Origin of the sequence: Legionella sp. 27cVA30, from assembly GCF_024160945.1 — a bacterium.
Classification (GTDB): domain Bacteria; phylum Pseudomonadota; class Gammaproteobacteria; order Legionellales; family Legionellaceae; genus Legionella_A; species Legionella_A septentrionalis.
The window spans coordinates 888,666-908,642 of sequence record NZ_JAMYXK010000001.1; the positions used below are offsets into that span (position 1 = coordinate 888,666).

Here is a 19,977-nt window from a genome sequence, read left to right on the forward strand (position 1 = left end):
CCTTGGAATTTCCCTGAGCACTGCAACAAATAGATAAACTTACTTTGATTCGCGTAAGTGCCATTGACTGGCACAAATTTGCAATAAATGGAAAGAACTCCAAATAAATCAGGGCGACAGTATTAAACACCTGCGCTACCCTGTGAATTAAAAGCCCTTAGGGATCAATTGGCTGTAGGTAGAAGATTTTTCTTCATCCAAGGAAATTTTGCCTTTTTTTCGATAGCCAAAGAAAAACTTGATATCCGTGTATGAAGAACTTTGTTTAACACCTGCTAATTGGTTTAATTTCTGTTGTTTATCATAAACATATTGCTGAATCATAGTTTCTTTTAAGTCATGAAGTTGTTGGCTCGTAAAGTCTGCAATTTTTCCACGGCATTCAATGGAAAATGGATTGTTTTCCAATTTAATGAAGCAGGCTTGTGGTGAATTCTCAGTTAAAATCAAGGATAGATCCGCCACACAAAAGATAGCAGCCACCGAATTACATATGAGTTTAGGTGAGAGGAATTCTTTCGTTGCACTATTATCAATCTGATGCAAACCATTGTATCCCCAGCCAAAAAGTTCTCCATGACGAGTTAAAGCCAATACATGGGAATCACCGGTCACAATCGCTTTAATATTTTTTAAACCCGCAACCGGCATAAATTTACCCGGTTCTCCTGGGCGTCCTAATTGCCCGGAACTATTATCACCACAGGTATAAACGTTACCTGCGTTGGTGAGTATGACGCTAAAGGAAAGTCCGGCAGCCATGGAAACAATTTCTTCGCCAGCAAAATTTTCTGCTGATATTTTTTTAGGAGTGGTAATTGTTTGTTCATTCCCCAATCCTAATTGGCCACGACTATTGTTGCCCCAAACATATAATTCATTATGAATGGTTAAAGCAAGATTGTGGAAAACTCCTGCTGCAATCAATTTGACGCCTGGATTTTTGCCTGCTAAAAATTTTATTTCCTTAAAAATACCAGTTTTATCAATTCCAGCTATCCCAAGCTGATGAAAATGATTGCTTCCTGCAGCGTATAATTTACCCTTGCAGGATAAAATAATCGTGTGGTGAGCGCCTAGGGCAACATTGCATATTGCAGCAGTTGTTTTGATTTCTTGCAGTCCATTTATCCTACCTTGACTACCTGCTCCCAATTGTCCAAATAAGTTATATCCTGATGCGAAAATTTCTCCCCGAGAAGTTATATGAAACTCAGAATGCTTTTCCTTTCTTATAATCCTGTAAAAAGGTAAAGGCGCTAGTGGAAGGCCCATCGAGGCATCAGGATTTATCTCATCTTTTGTTATTGATTTCATGTAATTTCTAATATGTAAAGCGGCAATAATGCCATAAAATACATAGCCTTAATATTTAGCTTATCTATTAAATTATCATGGATTGGAAAAGCGAAACTTCGCCTGATGATTTTTGATGTCATCGTCTTCCAGTTGATGTTTGTTAAAAAAAAGTGATTTGCATTTTGCAAATTCTTTTTTTCCTGAAGAACCAAAGATACCGGCATCATCCGTGCCAGGAATAATGGGAGCGCTGATGTCATTATAAATCTCGGTTACCGGATGCACTGATTTTTCAAGATGCCAATTTAATTTGCTGTGGCACGTTGGGCAAACCTCTATTGGTGCTTGCAATTCCCTGATTTTCTCTTTCTGTTCTTTTGAAAGAAAAATGCAGTGACCTAAGCGCACTTTGCCATGCAAGGGATTACCTTGTTTAAAGCGCGCTTCGCTTATGGCAAATTGCTCAATGGCAGCCAAAACAATGTCTGTATCCTGACGTTCAATACCGCTATCACACTCCCCCATATGGATTGCAATGGGAAGTTGATTGGCAAAAGCCAATTGAATCACTTTTTCCAAGTCTTTACCGCTTAACGTACGCTTGGCAATTGGGTTACCGGAAATATCGAGGCCGACCAGGACGCCATGCGGGCTTTTCTTTATATAATGAATGTAGCGCCTGGCATCTTCCACCGTGTGTATCGTTCTATCCAAACTTAATAAACCCACGGCTTTTTTATTTTTATGGACTTGGTTCGCCTCAATTAACCCTTGTTCAAATGATTCAATGTACTGCTCAATGGTTCCATTGCCCATTTCCTTAGGAGTCGTGCGAATTTCCAGATACTTAACTGAATGCGAAACCACATCGACGACGCCGTTTTTTATGTCTTCCAAATCCCGCACAATTTTGTGAACCAGGGCAAATTGTTTCCAAATTAAATTAATGGAGTCGAGAGAAAAACCCTCTTGCGGCTGTTGCTTGGTAAGTTGAAAATATTTTTCCTTCACTTCCATTAACTCCGCAAATACTTGCAAACATCCGTTTTTAACCGCTGTTTTCTCTAAGAATTCATCGCTAAAACTTCCATTCAAATGACAATGGAGATCACTTTTATGTTCCTGTTGCATATTTTTCCCTAAATTCATTTGTCGTCAGAGCGCCTGCAGATGCTAACATATCTTTTAAAACAGAAAATAGCTGCCCATTGCTGCATTAGAGCAGCGCTGGTTTTTGCCTGGAAATATGAGTATTCTATGGCGACGTGTAGCTTAAAGGAGATAAGCCTTGACAACAATTGTTGCCCGCTTTGAAATACCCTATACGCAAATTCTCGATGCCAAAGGAGAAATTTGCGGCACCCTGCCCTCTTTTGCGCAAGATAAATCAACCTTGCTTGCTCTCTATCGTCATATGGTTTTAACGCGTACTTTTGATAGGAAAGCCATTGCTTTGCAACGTACCGGCAAGATGGGTACTTATGCCCCGATCAATGGGCAAGAAGCCATTTCCACAGCTATTGGCAACGCCATGCAACCAGAAGATGTATTAGTTCCTTATTATCGTGATTATGCCGCTCAATTTCAGCGTGGCGTAAAAATGTCCGAAATTTTAGCCTATTGGGGAGGAGACGAGCGCGGCAGCCAATTTTCGTGCAATTCTGAAGACTTGCCTATCTGTGTCCCCATCGCATCACAATGCTTGCATGCCTGTGGAATCGCTTTCGCATTTAAATACCGTAAGCAGCCTCGGGTTGCTGTCGTTTGCATTGGCGAGGGCGGGACTTCTGAAGGGGATTTTTACGAAGCCATTAACGTAGCCGGGGTATGGAACTTACCGGTGGTATTTGTAGTCAATAACAATCGTTGGGCCATTTCTGTTCCTATTGAAAAACAAACTCATACGCAGACCATTGCCCAAAAAGCTATTGCCGGAGGATTTGCAGGAAAACAAGTGGATGGCAACGATGTGCTCGCCGTGCGCACTGCCGTGGGCGATGCCATTGAACAAGCACGCCGCGGCGGGGGACCAACCTTAATTGAAGCCATCACGTATCGCCTTTGCGATCACACCACAGCTGATGATGCAACCCGCTATCAACCACAGACCCAGGTCAAAGAAGCTGAGTTGAATGAGCCAATACGCCGCTTTAAACAATTTTTGCTGGCGCAAAATTTATGGGATGAAAAGCAGGAAGAAGAATTATTAAACCAATGCGCTCAAGATGTGCAACAGGCGGTTGAAGAGTATTTGCATCGCCCCCCTCAACCTATAACCAGTATTTTTGATTATCATTATGCCGAATTGCCTGATTATTTGATTGAGCAAAGAGCAATTGCAATGGAGGAATTCGCTCATGGCTGATATTACCTTGGTCGAAGCTGTCACTCAGGCTTTAGCCTATGAACTGGCACATGATGAAAATGTTGTGGTATTTGGTGAAGATGTTGGCAAAAACGGTGGTGTTTTTAGAGCAACCGTTGGTTTGCAAGAACGCTTTGGCGAGAAACGCGTGTTTGACTCCCCTCTGGCAGAATCCATGATTGCGGGTTTGGCAGTTGGCATGTCTGTGCAAGGCTTAAAACCCGTAGCTGAATTTCAATTCATGGGTTTTATTTATCCTGCCATGAATCAAATTATTTCTCATGCGGCGCGGATGCGCAACCGCACGCGCGGCCGCTTGCATTGTCCTATTGTATTCCGTGCACCTTTTGGCGGCGGAATTCGTGCGCCTGAACATCACTCAGAAAGCACAGAAGCTTTGTTTGCCCATATTCCTGGCTTGCAAGTAGTCATCCCTTCCTCGCCCAAGCGCGCTTATGGTTTGCTGCTTGCAGCAATCCGCAATCCTGATCCCGTCATTTTTCTTGAGCCTAAACGTATTTACCGCCTGGTAAAACAACCCGTAGCTGATGATGGGCAAGCTTTACCCTTGGGTAAATGTTTTACTTTACAGGAAGGGGAAGATGTCACTCTCATCAGTTGGGGTGCCAGCATGCATGAAACATTGCAAGCCGCCAAGCAATTGGGCGAAGAAGGGATCTCTTGTGAAGTGATTGATGTGGCTTCTCTCAAACCTTTGGATATTGAAACCATTTTACTTTCCGTAGAAAAAACCGGTCGTTGCGTTATTGTGCATGAAGGGGCAAAAACAGGTGGCGTAGGTGCAGAAATTTCTGCGCAGATTATGGAAAATTGCCTGGCTGATTTACTGGTACCGGTGCAACGGGTTACCGGGTATGATGTCGTCATGCCCTACTTTCAATTGGAAAAACACTATATTCCAAGCGTCAACCGCATCAAGGATAGTGTTTTAAGCATAATGGAGTCATCATGAAAATTTTTAACTTGCCTGATTTGGGTGAAGGTTTACCGGATGCTGAAATTCATGAGTGGTTTGTAAAAGAAGGCGATACTGTAAAAGCTGATCAACCCTTGGTTTCAATGGAAACCGCTAAAGCGGTGGTTGATGTGCCCTGCCCCCAGGATGGAACCATTGTCAAATTTTTTGGTAAACCGGGTGATGTCATTAAAACAGGTGAACCGTTAGTCGCTTTCGCTTCTGCGGAAGATCATGTCGTTAAAGATAAAGGTACTGTCGTCGGTAATCTTGAAGAGAGCCATGAAATCAGTGAAGATCACTTCACCATAGGCACTTCCCAGACTGCCAGGCAACGCATCAAAACCACGCCAGCTGTACGCATGCTGGCCAAGAAACTTGGCATTGATTTAAGCACTTTAACGGCAACGGGTGAACATGGGGTGATCACCAGGGAAGATGTACAACGCGCTGCCGAGCAAAAATCCAAACCCAAGGATGGCTATGAACCATTGCGCGGCGTACGGCGTGCCATGCTCAATAGCATGGTGCAATCCCATCAGGAAGTGGTGCCGGTCAGTATTTTTGATGAAGCTGACATCGAGTGCTGGAAAACGCAAACTGACATTACGGCGCGCTTGATTAAGGCTATTATCGATGCAAGCGAACAAGAGCCTGCTTTAAATGCCTGGTTTGACAAAGAACAGGGTGCGCGCCGTTGTTTTAAAGAAGTGCATTTGGGCTTGGCTATGGATACAGAAGATGGGCTTTTTGTACCCGTTATTCATGACGCCGGTAAACATTCTGCAGAAGAATTACGTCAAATCATTAATGATTTCAAAACATCCGTACGTGAACGCAGTGTACCCGCAGATAAATTAAAGGGTGCAACCATCACCTTGTCAAATTTCGGTAAATTTGCCGGACGTTTTGCAAGTCCTATCATTGTACCGCCAATGGTGGCTATTCTTGCCGTGGGACGATTATATCAGGGCGCCGTATGCGTAGATGGAAAAATTACCGCCCACCGCCTGCTGCCGCTGTCGTTAAGCTTTGATCACCGTGCTGTAACGGGTGGTGAAGCCACACGGTTTTTAGGTGCGGTCATTGAATCATTACAAAAACCCTAATTAATTACACTTAAAACCTGATTAATGCAGCGCAGTTAATCAGGTTTCAACCGCTTGATAGTGAAAATTAAACTGCATAAGCATAGATAAACCAGTGCAGATGATACAAAATTTAAGGTATCTTTTACTCTACCTGATGCAGTCAAAATGGATACAGTGGTTATTGGAGCTGGGATAAGCGGCTTGTACACGTCCATATTATTAGCACAAGAAGGGATTGCAGTGCTTGTCTTTGATCCTCGCGCCGGAATTTATACGCGGCCAGGACTTATTGATCGTAGAATTTTAACCCTCATAAAAGAACGTTTAAATTTGGAAGTTTTACCTAATGCTGAAAAAAATGTTCATTTGAAAGATGTGGAACGGGCATTATATGCTTATGCACTCAAGCTTAATATTCGTTTCGAAAATAAAGAATTTGTGGATTTTGCAACCGGAAATAACAAAGGAATTTGTGTTGTAAACGAGGAAAAAACCCAAGAATTTTTACCTTGTAGCCATGTCTTTGATTGTACAGGCTATAAAAGAATTCTGGCCCATAAAATTAATAGTCTGGTGCACCCCTCCCCTTTCCAAATCACTATCATTACCGATGTAACCATCAAACAACATTTCCTTGCCTATGTAAGAATGAGTGAAGAAGATGCTTTGCGAATCAAGGAATTTGATCCCATGGCAATTGCACCGAAAAAATACGTGCTGGCTATGCAACGCTTGCAGCAGGAAGGCTGGAGAGAATTTATTTACCCGCAACTACGCGTCCATACTTTTGGTAAAAATAAATTTGCAATGTATGTGGAGTGCCCAAATGATTTATTCAGAGAAAAAGCACAAAAATGGCTACAAACTGTTCTTTTCTGCATAGGAGATAAGGATATTTTTTATGAGGAACTACCGCCGCCCCAAAAATATCTAAAAAAACCACGCTTATGCTTATTCAAAGTCGAGCCTGATGAGTTAAACAAATTTGTTTTTCAAGATATGAATTTCCCCACTGTATTGATTGCCGGTACTGGGCAAATGGGAGCGGATTATCGCCATGGCAATGCATTAAAACTGGCATTTAAATCGATTGATTTAATGATCCATAACCTGGAAAAACGACATGGGGAAATTATCAATTTCTATGAAAAAACGTATCTACTGCAGCTTAATCCGTTTCTGGAATCACACCGCTCTTCCCTGATTAATTTTTATAAAAAATTAAATGAACAAGCTTTTCACGGACAATTATATGCAAAAGCAATTTATCAAAAACTATTTGAGCAAGGAAATGACGAGATGGCATGGCAAAGCATGATGCACAAGCTAGACGCTTTAATCACTTATAATCAAACCTTGCGAAAATATAATACGGTTATTGTAAACGGGTGTATTCAGCTAAGCTCCTACAAACCAAAGGGATTGATAGCAGAACTCATAGAAATACAACAAGCTTTTACAATGGCTTACTTGCATCTTTCTGAAGATTTTAAAAAAGAGCGGCAAGACATTAAAATAAAAACTTTTACCCTAGCTGTTGCCTTGAATCGGATTGGTGATTTATTGCAGCAAAACAATAAATTTTACATTGCACACAGAGCGTACATGGGTTCATTATCTTCATACACTTCCTTTCCTATTGCATCGCATTACCCTAAAGATGAAACCGAGCTTTATCTTAAAATCATCATGAGCTGCCGAAAAACCGCACAACAAGATAAAATTTTTTCATTGGCCGATGAGATTCTGGCAAAATATCCGCAGCAAGCAGCACTGCATGAGCTCCTGAAAAAAATTCTGTTTCATACCATTCGAGGTGGTATTGAATATCTAGAAAAAAATACAGTGATTGATAAAGTTTCCTTGGCAAAAAAAATCCGGGGTTATTGCAGTAACTACGCTGCTATTTATGATGACATTAGAAGAAATCTCACCTGTAAGATAGCGACCATTGATGCTATTTTGCAAGATTCTGAACAACAGGAAAACAATTTTGTGATATAGCAATTTAGTCGACTAGCTTCATCACTTTGTCTAAAAAAACTGGCCCCGGATCTTTCTTATCGGTATGGTAATCCGGATCAAGCTCCAGCCAGAAAGGAGTATCCTTAAATTTCAAATAATCCCTATGGCCAATAATGTAGTTGATTCTTGGGTATTTCTTTTTTAAATAACATACCAAAAATGCGTTCGCTCTCACCTGCGCGTCCGTTAAATCATCCTGGTCATTCATCCCCCCTACATTCTCAATACCGATAGCAAAATAATTAAGACCAATGACGTGCCTCGCCATCCAGTTATCCGGCATTAATTGATAGATGGTACCGTCTTGATCCACCAAAAAATGGCTGGATACATTTAAACTGCCAGGAAGTTCTTTAATACGAGGGGAATTTTTCGGAAAGGTAGGTGAATTAAACACGCGAAACGTAGCTGCAGCCGTGGGGATCCCTGTCCAATGCAATACAATGATCCTGGGTTCAATTTCAATGGATTTGGAATCAATCCCATAATGAGTTAATTGATATTGGCGGGTCAATTCAATCCGCTCTTGATCAAATTGTATGGGCTTTTGCTGAATGATCTGCGCATCGTGGCATGAGAATGCATGTATGCAGGAACTGAAAAACCATAGGAGATGGATTAAAATTTTCATGTTATTGTTTCAATATCATAAAATAAGCCGCAACATAATTAGGCAAATGCTGGGTAGCACGATAAAAAGCTTCTTTCCCGGCATAACTGCCTGCCAAAAAATCTACTTGGTATTGATTATTTTGGAAAGCGCCTCCGGTATCCGCCAATACACCAATCCTGGTTATCACTTCCCCAGCTTTGTCTGCATATTGCACCATGAGGAGCTTGCCCAAACCAAATTGCTCAAGATCGGCTGCAAACGTTACTTCGCTGTTGACGGTAATTTTCTCTTTGGCATCTTTACCATAACCTTTAATACCATCTACTTTTTTAAAATACCAGTAACGCTCCTGTGCGAATGGATTTTTAGCGTTATCATAAGCAATATTATTGCTGCGGTTAACATTGAAAATTTTTTCCTGCGCTTTTGTCCCGACAAAATCTGCAACTATAGTGCCTTGCATTAATGCAGCTTCGAGATCATCCCGTTTTAAATAGGCAAGCACGGGAACAGGTTTGTTGCGTAAAGCCCCTTTTAATATAGCTTGTTTACCATATTGAAAACGGAGCAATTCTTTCCTTGCATTGGCTTCATCGATTGTCAACAAGGCTTCATCCTCTGGAAGGGCATACAAAGGGAAAGGATACTGCGGCGTTCGTTTATCAGATGCTTTGGCACGGTGAATATAATACTTGGTCATTAAAATTTTATCGCTTGGTAAATTAGCTACCAGCGTTTTTTTAGATTGCAATGGTTTGCATTGCTCCATATCTGGATACCAACGGATAAATTCAAAATGCTTTTCAATAAAAGCTGGATCATGCAGCTTATTTTGATGCCGGCAAATAAACATTAGCGTTTCTTTTACGCGCTGCAATGGTAATCGCAACACTTTGCCTGCATGGATGACCTTTGGATCATAAGCTTCTCCCCGATTTAAATAGGCTAATGTTTCTTTTGCCGTCGCACATAAATCAGCAGCATTGCTTGCATAATGAGTTTTGAACGAAGGCTTGGCGGGCATGAAATGAGGTGCTGCCACTGCAGAAAAACTGAATAATAAACTGAGGAAAAAAAACTTAATTTTCATTAGCGAAAAAGAATATAAAAAATGTGATGATATCACATTAATCAGCCAGGGTAGTAAATAGGCAAGAATAAAAGGCTTGATATTCACCTGCAGACTTAATCAAATTATCATTATTAAGCCCTTTTGGTTTTATAGCGCTTTGTTTTACGGCTGACTATTGTTTGCTGGCTCAAGTCTTCATCAATTTGATTCAACACGGCTGCTAACCTGCAACCTGCTAAAGCAAGTCTTTGCCGGGTTATTTTTTGCGTTGTCTGTTGATACTCGCTGGAAGGAACTTGCTGATCCATAATGACATAAGCATAATGCGTGGCATCATGGTAGGATTCCTTTGCCCAGTGCTTGGGATTTTTATCGATCGCATCCAAACGGCATGGCCATTCTTTTTCTAATGCTGCTGCCAGTTTCTTTACTTCTGCTTGCGTATAGCGAGGTTTGATTAAAAATCCGCCGCCTTTATCCCAATAAGCGTGGAGATTATCGGCAACTGGATTTTTCCCTAAAAGTGCCAAATTTCCGCCCCGATCGCCTTTGGGAAAACGAGTATTAACGCGCGTGGCTACATGTAAAGGTTGGTGTATATCACCCACTACGTGCAATAAAATACGTAAACTAAGCCCTTTATCAATAGGTCTAGCCTTGGAACTCAATAAAGTACGTTTTGCCTGCCGCACGGCCCATAATGCATTAATCCCTTGATTTCTAAGCGGTTTATTTACTCTTTCTTCGGAGAAAAACCAATTAAGATAATGCAATTTATCATACCAGTGGACTTCATAAAAACGCATCTTATCGAGCCATACCGAAGCTTCAATCAAATCACGTTGAGGATAAATTTTGTTTAGCGCAAGATTATAAGCATTGAACGTTTCTTTAGCGTGCGAAGTGAGGTGTTGATACGCCATTTCAGTGATTAAACGGTGCCCTAAAGCATTCCAGCTATAACTCTGGAACGGGAAAAATATTAAAAGAAAAACTGTTTTATACAACCACTTTCTTGTCATTTCTAAAGCCAAAAGCATTATTTTACTATAGGTTATGGGCAGTAGATATTATCAATCAGGAAAATGTGGAAAATTTGTCTGGGTTAGAGAGTTTTAAGCCAGGGTGCCATCTATGCTGTGCCTTTATTTATTTCCAACAGCCAAATTCCTTGCATGGTCAGTTGAATTAAGATAACGCTTGCAAAAGGCAGCAATTGCTGCCTTTAAAAATTATCTCGCCAAAGCATCCGTAGCAGCGACATATTCATATCCTAAATCGCGCGCAACAGCTTCATAGGTAACCATGCCTTGGTGCACATTTAAACCGTTTAACAAATGGCCATCACTTAATAATGCGAGTTTTATGCCTTTGGTAACTAAACTTAAGACAAAAGGTAATGTCGCATTATTAAGGGCAAACGTGGACGTTTTAGGGACAGCACCTGGCATATTCGCCACACAGTAATGCACCACCCCTTCTTCCATATAAGTAGGTTCATGATGAGTAGTCGGACGGCTTGTTTCAAAACATCCGCCCTGATCGATGGCAACATCCACCACGACTGAACCTGGTTTCATGGCGCGCAGCATCGAACGCGTTACCAACTTCGGCGCAGCAGCGCCAGGAACCAGTACCGCGCCAACCACCAAATCCGCTGCCGTTACATATTGTTCCAAGGATTCCGCGGTCGCATAAATGGTATTTAATTTTGAGCCAAACTGGAAATCCAATTCCCGCAAGCGTGATAAAGACTTATCCAGAACAGTTACGTGCGCTTCCATACCCATAGCCATGCGTACCGCATTCGTGCCAACAACTCCGCCTCCAATTACTACGACATTAGCTGGGGATACACCAGGAACGCCCCCCAACAGCACGCCGCTGCCGCCTTGCGCCATTTCCAAACAATGCGCCCCAGCCTGGATGGACATACGCCCGGCAACCTGGGACATAGGCGTTAGCAAAGGCAAACCACCATCATTTTGAGTCACGGTTTCATAGGCAATAGCCGTGACGCCTGATTCTTTAAGCAAGCGTGTTTGTTGTGGGTCAGGAGCCAAGTGCAGATAAGTAAAAATAGCCTGTCCTTCCCGCAAACGTTTACATTCAATGGGTTGCGGTTCTTTTACTTTTACAATCAGTTCGGCACGAGCAAATACTTCATCGGCAGTTGCAACAATTTCTGCCCCTGCTGCGCGATAATGTTCATCGCTGATACCAATCCCAAGCCCTGCGTTTGTTTCTACTAAAACTTCTCCGCCGGCGCGCACTACTTCGCGCACACTTGCCGGAACAAGGCCGACCCGATTTTCTTGTGATTTAATTTCTTTAGGTACACCCACTAACATGCGTTATTACTCCATTCTTCTTTGTTTTATTGCATCAATAAGCTGTGGTATCAATTCAAACAGATCGCCCACCAAGCCATAATTGGCAATTTGGAATATGGGGGCGTCGGCATCTTTATTGATGGCCACAATTATTTTTGAATCCTTCATCCCTGCCAAGTGTTGCACCGCACCTGAAATCCCAACTGCGATATACAAAGTGGGGGCAACCACCTTGCCTGTCTGGCCAACTTGATAATCATTGGAAACAAAGCCTGCATCTACAGCAGCGCGTGAAGCCCCAACTGCAGCACCCAAAGCATCAGCCAATTCTTCAACCAACTTAAACTTTTCTGCACTCTGTAATCCTCTGCCTCCGGAAACTACAATTTTAGCACTTGCCAAATCAGGGCGGGTCGATTGGCTGAGTTCGCGGCTGATAAACTTTGTATTTTCTTGCGGAAATATTTTTTCAATATGTTCAATACAACATGGAGATTGGGTTGTAACCACTGCATCAAAAGCGGTAGGACGTATGGTTAATACTTTTTTGCTATCCATGACGCGGACTGTTTCGATCGCATTCCCTGCATAAATGGGGTGTTCAAATGTATTTTGATCCAAAATTTTCGTCACGTCCGATACTTGCGCCACATCGAGCAAAGCAGCCACCCGTGGCAATATATTTTTACCAAATGAAGTTGAAGCCGCCAAAATGAAATTAAATGAGGCAGCCACATCAGCAAGCAAAAGACTGACATTTTCAGCCAGTTGGTGTTCGTAATCAGCATGATCCACATACCAAACGGCATGAACGCCCGCCAAGGCTGCTGCCTGTGCGGCTACCGCACTTGCCTGATATCCTGCAACAAGCAGTATTGGTTTATCGTCTAGCTGTAATGCGGCCGTTAATACATTACGTATTGAAGGATGAAGATTGGCATTATCATGTTCAACAAGGATTAAAGCGCTCACTGTTTCTCCCTATCAAAGCACTTTGGCTTCGTGTTGTAATTTATCCATCAACTCTTGTACAGAATCCACTTTTATTCCCGCATTGCGTGTCTGAGGCGCTTTTACACTCAATACTTCGATGTGTTTGTTAAGCGTTAAGCTTAAACTGTCAAGCTCGATCACTTCCAACGGTTTCTGCTTGGCTTTCATGATATTGGGCAAACTGGCATAACGCGGTTCATTCAAGCGAAGATCAGTGCTAACTAATGCCGGCAATCCCAATTCCAAAGTTTCCAGACCGCCATCAATTTCGCGCGTGACATGAAGGCAGCCGTCATTTAAATCAATTTTTGACGCATAGGTAGCTTGCGGCCAATTTAACAAAGCAGACAGCATTTGCGGGGTTTGATTGTTATCGCCATCTATTGATTGCTTGCCCATGATAATCAGGGCAGGTTGGATTTTATCAGCTATTTTTTGCAGAATTTTTGCTGTATTCAAGCTGCAAAACGTTTGGTTTGTACGCACTAATATAGCCTTATCCGCTCCCAATGCTAAACCGTGCCTTAAAGTTTCCTGACAAGCATCGCTGCCTAGGCTGACTATAATAACTTCCGCAGCTTGATTTTTTTCCCGTAATCGAATTGCTTCTTCCACAGCAATTTCGTCAAAAGGGTTCATGGACATTTTAACGTTTAACGTTTCCACACCACTCTGGTCTGCCTTAACCCGAATTTTTACATAAGGATCAATCACGCGCTTCACTGCAACCAAAACTTTCATAGTCCCTCACTGGAGTAATCAAATCAGTTGGATCTTGCCAGAGATCGACCGGTACGCCAAGTACAAATTACCATAAGATCAATCGGATAAAGCACATGCATGCTCCCTATTAAATTCTTGCAAATAAGCAGCAAAGGCGTCTCCAATCTCTGCATGGCGTAAACCAAATTCTACAGTAGCTTGTAAATAGCCTAATTTTGAACCACAGTCATAACGTTTGCCACGGAAAAGGTAAGCATGTACTTTTTTTTGAAGCAATAATCGTTGTATGCCGTCTGTTAGTTGAATTTCGCCGCGGTGATCAACTTGCGTTTGCTTTAAACATGAAAAAATTGCAGGAGTGAAAATATAACGCCCAACCGCCGCTAAATTAGAAGGAGCCTGGGCTTTGCTCGGTTTCTCAATAATCGATTGGATGGCAGAGTAATGGATTGAATGATCGCATAGGCTGACTACCCCATATTGATGAATGTCTTCCCAGGGCACCGGTTGCACCGCGATAACAGAATCACCATCCTGCATAAAATATTCGCCCATAGCAGCAAGGCATGGCGATTGCAAATCATCAATCAAGTCGTCTGCCAGTAAAACAGCAAATGGTTCGTTGCCGACAACATGCTCGGCACAAAGGATAGCATGGCCTAACCCTAAAGGCTGGTTTTGCCTGACGTAGGTAAACTGGATCCCGGGGGGGGAGATATTCTTAACCAAAGCCAGTAATTGTTCCTTGCCTTGCTCTTCTAAACGAGTCTCCAATTCAAAATGATTGTCAAAATGATCTTCGATGGAACGTTTGCTGGAGCTGGTAATAAAAATCATATGCGTCATGCCAGCGCGTACTGCTTCTTCAACAGCATACTGGATAAGAGGCTTATCCACGATGGGAAGCATTTCTTTCGGATTGGCTTTGGTTGCCGGCAGAAAGCGCGAACCTAAACCTGCGACAGGAAAAACAGCTTTTTTAACTTGCATTGTTGATATCCTTGCCTAATAGGTGGGGTCTACCCACAGAATAATAAGAAGATATTCCGGCCATTTGCACTTTTATCGGCTCAAAACAATTACGCCCATCAAATAATGGTGCAGTCTTTAACAATCGAGCAAGAACCGATAAGGGAAATTCCCTGAAAACCGGCCATTCAGTCGCAATCACCAAGGCATCGACGCCACCTTCAAGTACATGCTCGGCAGAATTGCACCAAGCCACTGACGGAGAGTATTCAGCTTGTTTTTGCAATGATCGCATCGCGGCTGGATCATATAAGCGTAATTTAGCACCCGCTGCCAATAAAGATTCAATAATTACCAAACTGCTGGCTTCACGTAAATCATCCGTTCCAGGCTTGAACGCCAGGCCCCAAATACCGATTGTAAGGTTTTGCAATTCATCATGAAAATGGGCTTTCAATTGCTGAACCACCCAGCCTTTCTGTAATTGGTTGATTTCTTCTATGGCTGCCAGCAAACTTCGATTCATCCCAAGCTGGCGGGCGGTTTGGATAAGCGCGCGCGTATCTTTCGGAAAACATGAGCCGCCATACCCTATACCGGCTTGCAAAAAATGAGGGCCAATCCGGTGATCAAGGCTGATACCCTCGCGAATTTCATCAATATCAGCACCTACTGCAGCTGCAATATTGCTTATTTGATTCATAAAACTAATCCGACAGGCGAGCATGGTATTGGCAGTATATTTTGTCAGTTCTGCGGAAACCCGACTCATCTGCACCAGGGGAATCCCTTGGGAAGTGAGCGGTTGATACAATTTTTGTAATTTTTTCAGTGCAGCTTCATTACCACCGACTACGATGCGATCGGCATTTAAAAAATCGTATACGGCACTTCCTTCACGCAAAAACTCAGGATTTGATGCTACATCAATGCGATGTAGTTTTCCGCGGCGAGCCAATTCTTCTTGCACCAGCTTTTCAATGGCAGTGCCAGTACCTACTGGTACTGTAGATTTAGTAACCAGTAAAGCATCCGCTTCCGTTTCACGGGCAACCTGTACTGCCACAGCGAACACTTGCGATAAATCGGCGCTGCCGTCTGGCAAGCTTGGGGTGCCGGTGGCGATAATATGGACATTGGCTTTGGAAATTGCCAGCGCGGGCTCAGAAGTAAAATGTAAGCGCCGGGAAGACAATTGCTCTTTTAATAATTCCGGTAATTGCTCTTCATAGATAGGACACTCACCTGCATTTAATTGCTTGATCCGGTCGCTATTGATATCCGCGCAAATCACTTGATGCCCAAGTTTGGCAAAGCAAACAGCAGACACCAAACCAACATAACCTGCCCCATAAACTGCAATCATCATGTTTTATCTCAGTACAAATGCTTGCATTATCGATAAAATGAATAGAAATGACAAATTCCTCCCAGAAATTGATGCTGACTCTGCAAAAAAAGGCTTGGCTGCAAGCATGTTAACCGTGAGCAAATGGCTCAGTTTTCACTGCATAAAATGAGTATCTCATTCTGCCTGCGAGTATTAACCCGGCATCCATTAGTGTGCTAAGATTCATCTTATACCGTTGGCAAAAACTACCCTGTTGAGTTAATTCATGAACATCAGCTTATTTGATTTATTTTCCATTGGCATTGGGCCATCCAGCTCACACACCGTAGGCCCGATGTTGGCGGCTAATGAATTTTTAAAGCGGCTAGAAAAAAATTCCCTTTTTGACCAAACCAATCGCGTGCGCATTGAATTATATGGTTCTTTAGCATTAACCGGTAAAGGGCATGGCACCGACAAAGCCATCTTAAATGGATTGGAAGCCAAATTACCTGAAACGGTAGTTCCCGAGAGCATGATTCCTCGCATGCAAGAAATTTTAGCAACGCAGACCCTTTATCTCGGTGGCAAGAAGCATATTTTCTTCCGTGAACAGGAAGATTTTATTTTCCTGCAGAAAGAAGTTTTACCAAAACACAGCAATGGCATATGTTTTTTTGCATTGGATGCTGATGGCAAAGTTTTGTTAAGGCAAGTTTATTATTCCATTGGCGGCGGTTTTATAACCACCGAAGAAGATTTTGAGCAAACCAGTACAGCAAGCGTTCGCATACCCTATCCTTTCGATACTGCAGCACAATTACTCTCATTATGTAAGCAACATCAATTATCCATTGCGGAGCTCATGCTGGCTAATGAATTAAGCTGGCGTAATTTAAATGCAATTCAAACGGGCATTCTTGCTATCGCCAAGGTCATGGATAATTGCATCGAAAGCGGCTGCCATCACCCAGGGACACTGCCGGGCGGCTTAAATTTGAAAAGACGCGCCCCTGATTTATATAAAAAATTAAATGAAAAAAAAGGCGTAACCAGTATTTACGAACAATCCGACATCATGAACCGCCTGAATTTATACGCAATGGCTGTTAATGAAGAAAATGCTGCTGGTGGCCGCATCGTTACCGCACCTACAAATGGCGCTGCCGGCATTATTCCTGCGGTCTTAAAATACTGTCAAGAAGCCCATGAGAAAATGAGTAAGGAAGATATTATGATTTATTTCTTGACGGCCGCAGCCATTGGCATTCTTTACAAAAAAGGCGCTTCGATTTCCGGGGCTGAGGTAGGATGCCAGGGAGAAGTTGGTGTTGCCTCCTCCATGGCCGCAGCAGGATTGACTGCTGTTTTGGGTGGCACTGTAGAGCAAATTGAAAATGCTGCCGAGATCGCTATGGAACACCATTTGGGCATGACTTGCGATCCTGTCTTAGGATTAGTGCAAATCCCCTGCATTGAACGAAACGCCATGGGATCAGTCAAAGCGGTTAATGCATCGCGTATGGCTTTAATCGGAGATGGACAGCATCAAATTTCTCTGGATAAAGTCATAAAAACAATGAAACAAACCGGCATGGACATGCAAAGCATTTATAAAGAAACGTCTATGGGCGGTTTAGCCGTCAATTTACCTGAATGTTGATTAAGCCTGCATTATTACTACGCAGAGTTTTTGGGTTTCTAGTCGCGGCGTATTTTTTTTTCTTTGCGGCAAATGATGCTTATCCAATGCCTTACCTCGTTCTGGACAATGATGGCGCACAAGCATTTCCCAAGCGCTTTCGCATATTAAAGAATAATGGATTACGAGCTATTGGCAGCGGCCAGTTTACGCATGCACAACTTTTGCGCATCAAAAATCAAATTAACGCGCCTATTATTGTGGTGGATTTACGAAAAGAATCGCATGGATTTGTGGCTGGCATGCCGATAAGCTGGTTTGGTTTTAGGAATTGGGCTAATAAAAACAAACTCCCAGATGCAGTAGAGGAAGTACAGCGAAAGCTGCTCCTCGATATAAAAAATAAAGCAACCATTAGAGTGCACACAAAACTTCACAAAGAATTCTCAGGTGCAATCAAACCGCTGGAAACCGTATGGCTGCAACCTCGTGAAGTGGCTTCTGAAGAAGAATTGGTGCGTGCATTGGGACTTCGGTATAAGCGATTTTATGTAACGGATCACATGGCACCTGACAAATTACAAGTCCAGGCGTTTGAAGACTTCATAAAAACTGTGCCAGCTGATACCTGGCTTTATTTCCACTGCCGCGGCGGCTCTGGCCGTACCAGCACGTTTATGGTGTTATATGAAATTCTGAGAAATGGGCGCAAGAAAACACTTGAGCAAATACTAAAGCGCCAGATGCAACGGGGCGGTAAAGACTTAAGTCAATTCCCTGCGGCCAATCATTACAAATACGTACCAGCAATAGAGCGTTTTAAGCTAATTAAAGAATTTTATCTGCATCACAGCTAATGCAAAGATTCAAGCTTTGAGTCTTTGCATTAGCGTCTTGTTAATTATGCCCTGCATAAAACCCAATTGTTCGCCTGCTCAATTTCCAAGGCCAAACGTTGGCTGCGAGTTTCTGCAAAAAAACAAGCCTTGTTCAATGAAAAATCGGTTTTATTAAGATGACTCGTAACCGCGTGGGTAATTATTTTGGCAAGGAGTGCTACAAAGCCAATACCAGTTAGTGCAATCAAGACGTTATTAACAATGGGCTTCCATGCTTCTCTATGTTCCCCCATTTCTTTATCTTTGCTTTTTAAACATTGAATAAACTTTGCTTTAAAAAGCTGCTCTTCTTCACCACTCGGTACTGTGTCATTTTTATAATAGGTAAGAATAAATGCATTCAACATGGATTCAAGCTCTTGAGCATGCACTTGCACCATCTCCCCCTTCCTGGAACCAATTGTTTTTCCATGCTGCGACAGCTTATCTATTTGCGCGTATAAATTGTCAAGTTTTTTGTTGGTTTCTCTAAATTCGCTAATTATTTTTTTACGACAATCCTGCAAGCCATCTGCTTCTTCTCCCGTTTCCTCTTCATATTTTTCATAAAGGGAAAGAGCCTCTCTGTAATTCCTGGCGCCTCCCAAACCTTCCTGATGCATAAAAGCGCGTCTAAGTATGGCAGGAACATCCCCATGTTCGATAGCGGCTTCATAAAGACGGATAGCTTCAGCATAATTTATCTCATCACCCAATCCATTCTGGTGCATGTGGGCACGATTACACATGGCAGAAGCATGCCCAAGCTTGATGGCTGCATCAAAATGCTGGATTGCAGCTTTATAATCCCGTACTCCCCCCTTGGCCAATGCATGCATTAAGGCACGGTTATTCATGGCAGCCGCATTGCCGAGCTCGATGGCCATTTCATAAAGACGGATCGCTTCAGCATAGTTTACATCACCACCCAGTCCATTCTCATGCATATTGGCACGGTTATTCATCGCATCAGCATTTCCGCGTTCAATAGCTCTATCATAAAGGCGGAGCGCTTCAGCATAGTTTACATCACCACCCAGTCCATTCTCATGCATATTGGCACGGTTATTCATCGCATCAGCATTTCCGCGTTCAATAGCTCTATCATAAAGGCGGAGCGCTTCAGCATAATTTACATCGCCACCCATCCCTTCCTGGTTCATGTAGGCGCGACGAACCATGGCAGCCGTATTATCAAATTCAATGGCTGCCGCATAAAGGGAAATTGTTTCGCTATAATCCTCATCTTCTAGCAAGCCATTTTCGCACCATAAGCCTTTTAAAAATAAGGCATAGCTTTTTTTGGAATCCGTCGCTGCAACTGCCGCAAATGCTTTAAGCGCCTGGCTTATTTCTTCTTCTGTGAAATCATGAGCGATGGTGTGTGTATTCCATTGATTTAAAGCTTCCTCTTTACCGTTTAAGGCATCATTCAATAAACATTGAAAGTTTAAAATAGTCATAGTCATCTTTTAAAAAACAAAATAGGCAATAATTATACAACAAAACTCGCATTTAATCCATAAAAAACAAGATCTTCGGCTTAAAGTAGGAAATTTTTAAGGATAAAGAGGTAAAGACTTAAGTCGCTTTCCTGCAACGGAGATACAAATACAGCAATAGAGCGTTTAAATTAATTCAAGAATTTTATTTACATCATTTCCTAAT

Annotated in this window: 17 protein-coding genes; 6 read left to right on the top strand and 11 right to left on the bottom strand. The window is 42.5% G+C overall.

Going from position 1 to position 19,977, the window contains the following annotated elements; genetic code table 11:
• Positions 1–147: 147 nt before the first annotated feature.
• Together NKV53_RS03990 and NKV53_RS03995 are read right to left on the bottom strand one after the other, a co-directional pair.
• Positions 148–1,317, bottom strand: coding sequence for a hypothetical protein (locus NKV53_RS03990; RefSeq protein ID WP_127057304.1), 1,170 nt, complete (start codon positions 1,315–1,317; stop codon positions 148–150).
• A gap of 75 nt (positions 1,318–1,392) precedes the next feature.
• Entirely contained in the window at positions 1,393–2,430 is a 1,038-nt protein-coding gene (locus NKV53_RS03995) for a hypothetical protein (protein WP_158615169.1), read from the bottom strand.
• A gap of 157 nt (positions 2,431–2,587) precedes the next feature.
• Between NKV53_RS03995 and pdhA the strand changes: the two genes are divergently transcribed.
• The 4 genes from pdhA (at position 2,588) to NKV53_RS04015 (ending at position 7,735) form a co-directional block, all read left to right on the top strand.
• Entirely contained in the window at positions 2,588–3,664 is a 1,077-nt protein-coding gene (gene pdhA, locus NKV53_RS04000; protein ID WP_126953496.1) for a pyruvate dehydrogenase (acetyl-transferring) E1 component subunit alpha, read from the top strand.
• Positions 3,657–4,637, top strand: a complete 981-nt coding sequence (locus NKV53_RS04005; protein WP_126953495.1) for an alpha-ketoacid dehydrogenase subunit beta — start codon at positions 3,657–3,659, stop codon at positions 4,635–4,637. Before pdhA ends, NKV53_RS04005 begins: the two co-directional genes overlap by 8 nt.
• Complete coding sequence (locus NKV53_RS04010) at positions 4,634–5,749, top strand: dihydrolipoamide acetyltransferase family protein (protein ID WP_253350709.1); 1,116 nt, start codon at positions 4,634–4,636, stop codon at positions 5,747–5,749. The genes NKV53_RS04005 and NKV53_RS04010 overlap by 4 nt, the downstream gene beginning before the upstream one ends.
• 147 nt (positions 5,750–5,896) lie before the next feature.
• Positions 5,897–7,735: an NAD(P)/FAD-dependent oxidoreductase gene (locus NKV53_RS04015; protein ID WP_253350711.1), complete on the top strand. Its 1,839-nt coding sequence runs from the start codon at positions 5,897–5,899 to the stop codon at positions 7,733–7,735.
• A 4-nt stretch (positions 7,736–7,739) separates the two neighbouring features.
• On the opposite strand, the gene NKV53_RS04020 is transcribed toward NKV53_RS04015, so the two are convergent.
• The 8 genes from NKV53_RS04020 to NKV53_RS04055 form a co-directional block, all read right to left on the bottom strand.
• A complete protein-coding gene (locus tag NKV53_RS04020; RefSeq protein ID WP_126953492.1) occupies positions 7,740–8,387 on the bottom strand; it encodes a peptidoglycan recognition family protein in 648 nt (215 codons plus the stop codon).
• 1 nt (position 8,388) lies between these two features.
• Positions 8,389–9,459, bottom strand: a complete 1,071-nt coding sequence (locus NKV53_RS04025; RefSeq protein WP_126953491.1) for an MltA domain-containing protein — start codon at positions 9,457–9,459, stop codon at positions 8,389–8,391.
• A gap of 113 nt (positions 9,460–9,572) precedes the next feature.
• The gene (locus tag NKV53_RS04030) at positions 9,573–10,463 is read right to left on the bottom strand and encodes a S1/P1 nuclease (RefSeq protein WP_158614965.1); all 891 of its coding nucleotides are present in this window, start codon (positions 10,461–10,463) and stop codon (positions 9,573–9,575) included.
• Between the two features lie 210 nt (positions 10,464–10,673).
• Positions 10,674–11,792: an alanine dehydrogenase gene (ald, locus tag NKV53_RS04035; protein WP_126953489.1), complete on the bottom strand. Its 1,119-nt coding sequence runs from the start codon at positions 11,790–11,792 to the stop codon at positions 10,674–10,676.
• A 6-nt stretch (positions 11,793–11,798) separates the two neighbouring features.
• A complete protein-coding gene (locus NKV53_RS04040; protein WP_127057301.1) occupies positions 11,799–12,746 on the bottom strand; it encodes an electron transfer flavoprotein subunit alpha/FixB family protein in 948 nt (315 codons plus the stop codon).
• Positions 12,747–12,758: 12 nt separating this feature from the next.
• On the bottom strand, positions 12,759–13,508 hold the full coding sequence (locus NKV53_RS04045) for an electron transfer flavoprotein subunit beta/FixA family protein (protein ID WP_126953487.1): 750 nt from the start codon (positions 13,506–13,508) through the stop codon (positions 12,759–12,761).
• A gap of 78 nt (positions 13,509–13,586) precedes the next feature.
• Positions 13,587–14,480: a UTP--glucose-1-phosphate uridylyltransferase GalU gene (gene galU / locus NKV53_RS04050; RefSeq protein WP_126953486.1), complete on the bottom strand. Its 894-nt coding sequence runs from the start codon at positions 14,478–14,480 to the stop codon at positions 13,587–13,589.
• On the bottom strand, positions 14,470–15,828 hold the full coding sequence (locus NKV53_RS04055) for a UDP-glucose/GDP-mannose dehydrogenase family protein (RefSeq protein WP_126953485.1): 1,359 nt from the start codon (positions 15,826–15,828) through the stop codon (positions 14,470–14,472). Before NKV53_RS04055 ends, galU begins: the two co-directional genes overlap by 11 nt.
• Before the next feature lie 247 nt (positions 15,829–16,075).
• Between NKV53_RS04055 and NKV53_RS04060 the strand changes: the two genes are divergently transcribed.
• Together NKV53_RS04060 and NKV53_RS04065 are read left to right on the top strand one after the other, a co-directional pair.
• The gene (locus NKV53_RS04060; RefSeq protein WP_127057300.1) at positions 16,076–17,452 is read left to right on the top strand and encodes an L-serine ammonia-lyase; all 1,377 of its coding nucleotides are present in this window, start codon (positions 16,076–16,078) and stop codon (positions 17,450–17,452) included.
• 86 nt (positions 17,453–17,538) lie between these two features.
• A complete protein-coding gene (locus tag NKV53_RS04065; protein WP_253350714.1) occupies positions 17,539–18,288 on the top strand; it encodes a hypothetical protein in 750 nt (249 codons plus the stop codon).
• A 44-nt stretch (positions 18,289–18,332) separates the two neighbouring features.
• Here the strand turns inward: NKV53_RS04065 and NKV53_RS04070 are convergent, their stop codons facing one another.
• Positions 18,333–19,772 (bottom strand): tetratricopeptide repeat protein, encoded by a 1,440-nt coding sequence (locus tag NKV53_RS04070; RefSeq protein ID WP_253350716.1) that lies wholly within the window; start codon positions 19,770–19,772, stop codon positions 18,333–18,335.
• Between the last annotated feature and the right edge of the window lie 205 nt (positions 19,773–19,977).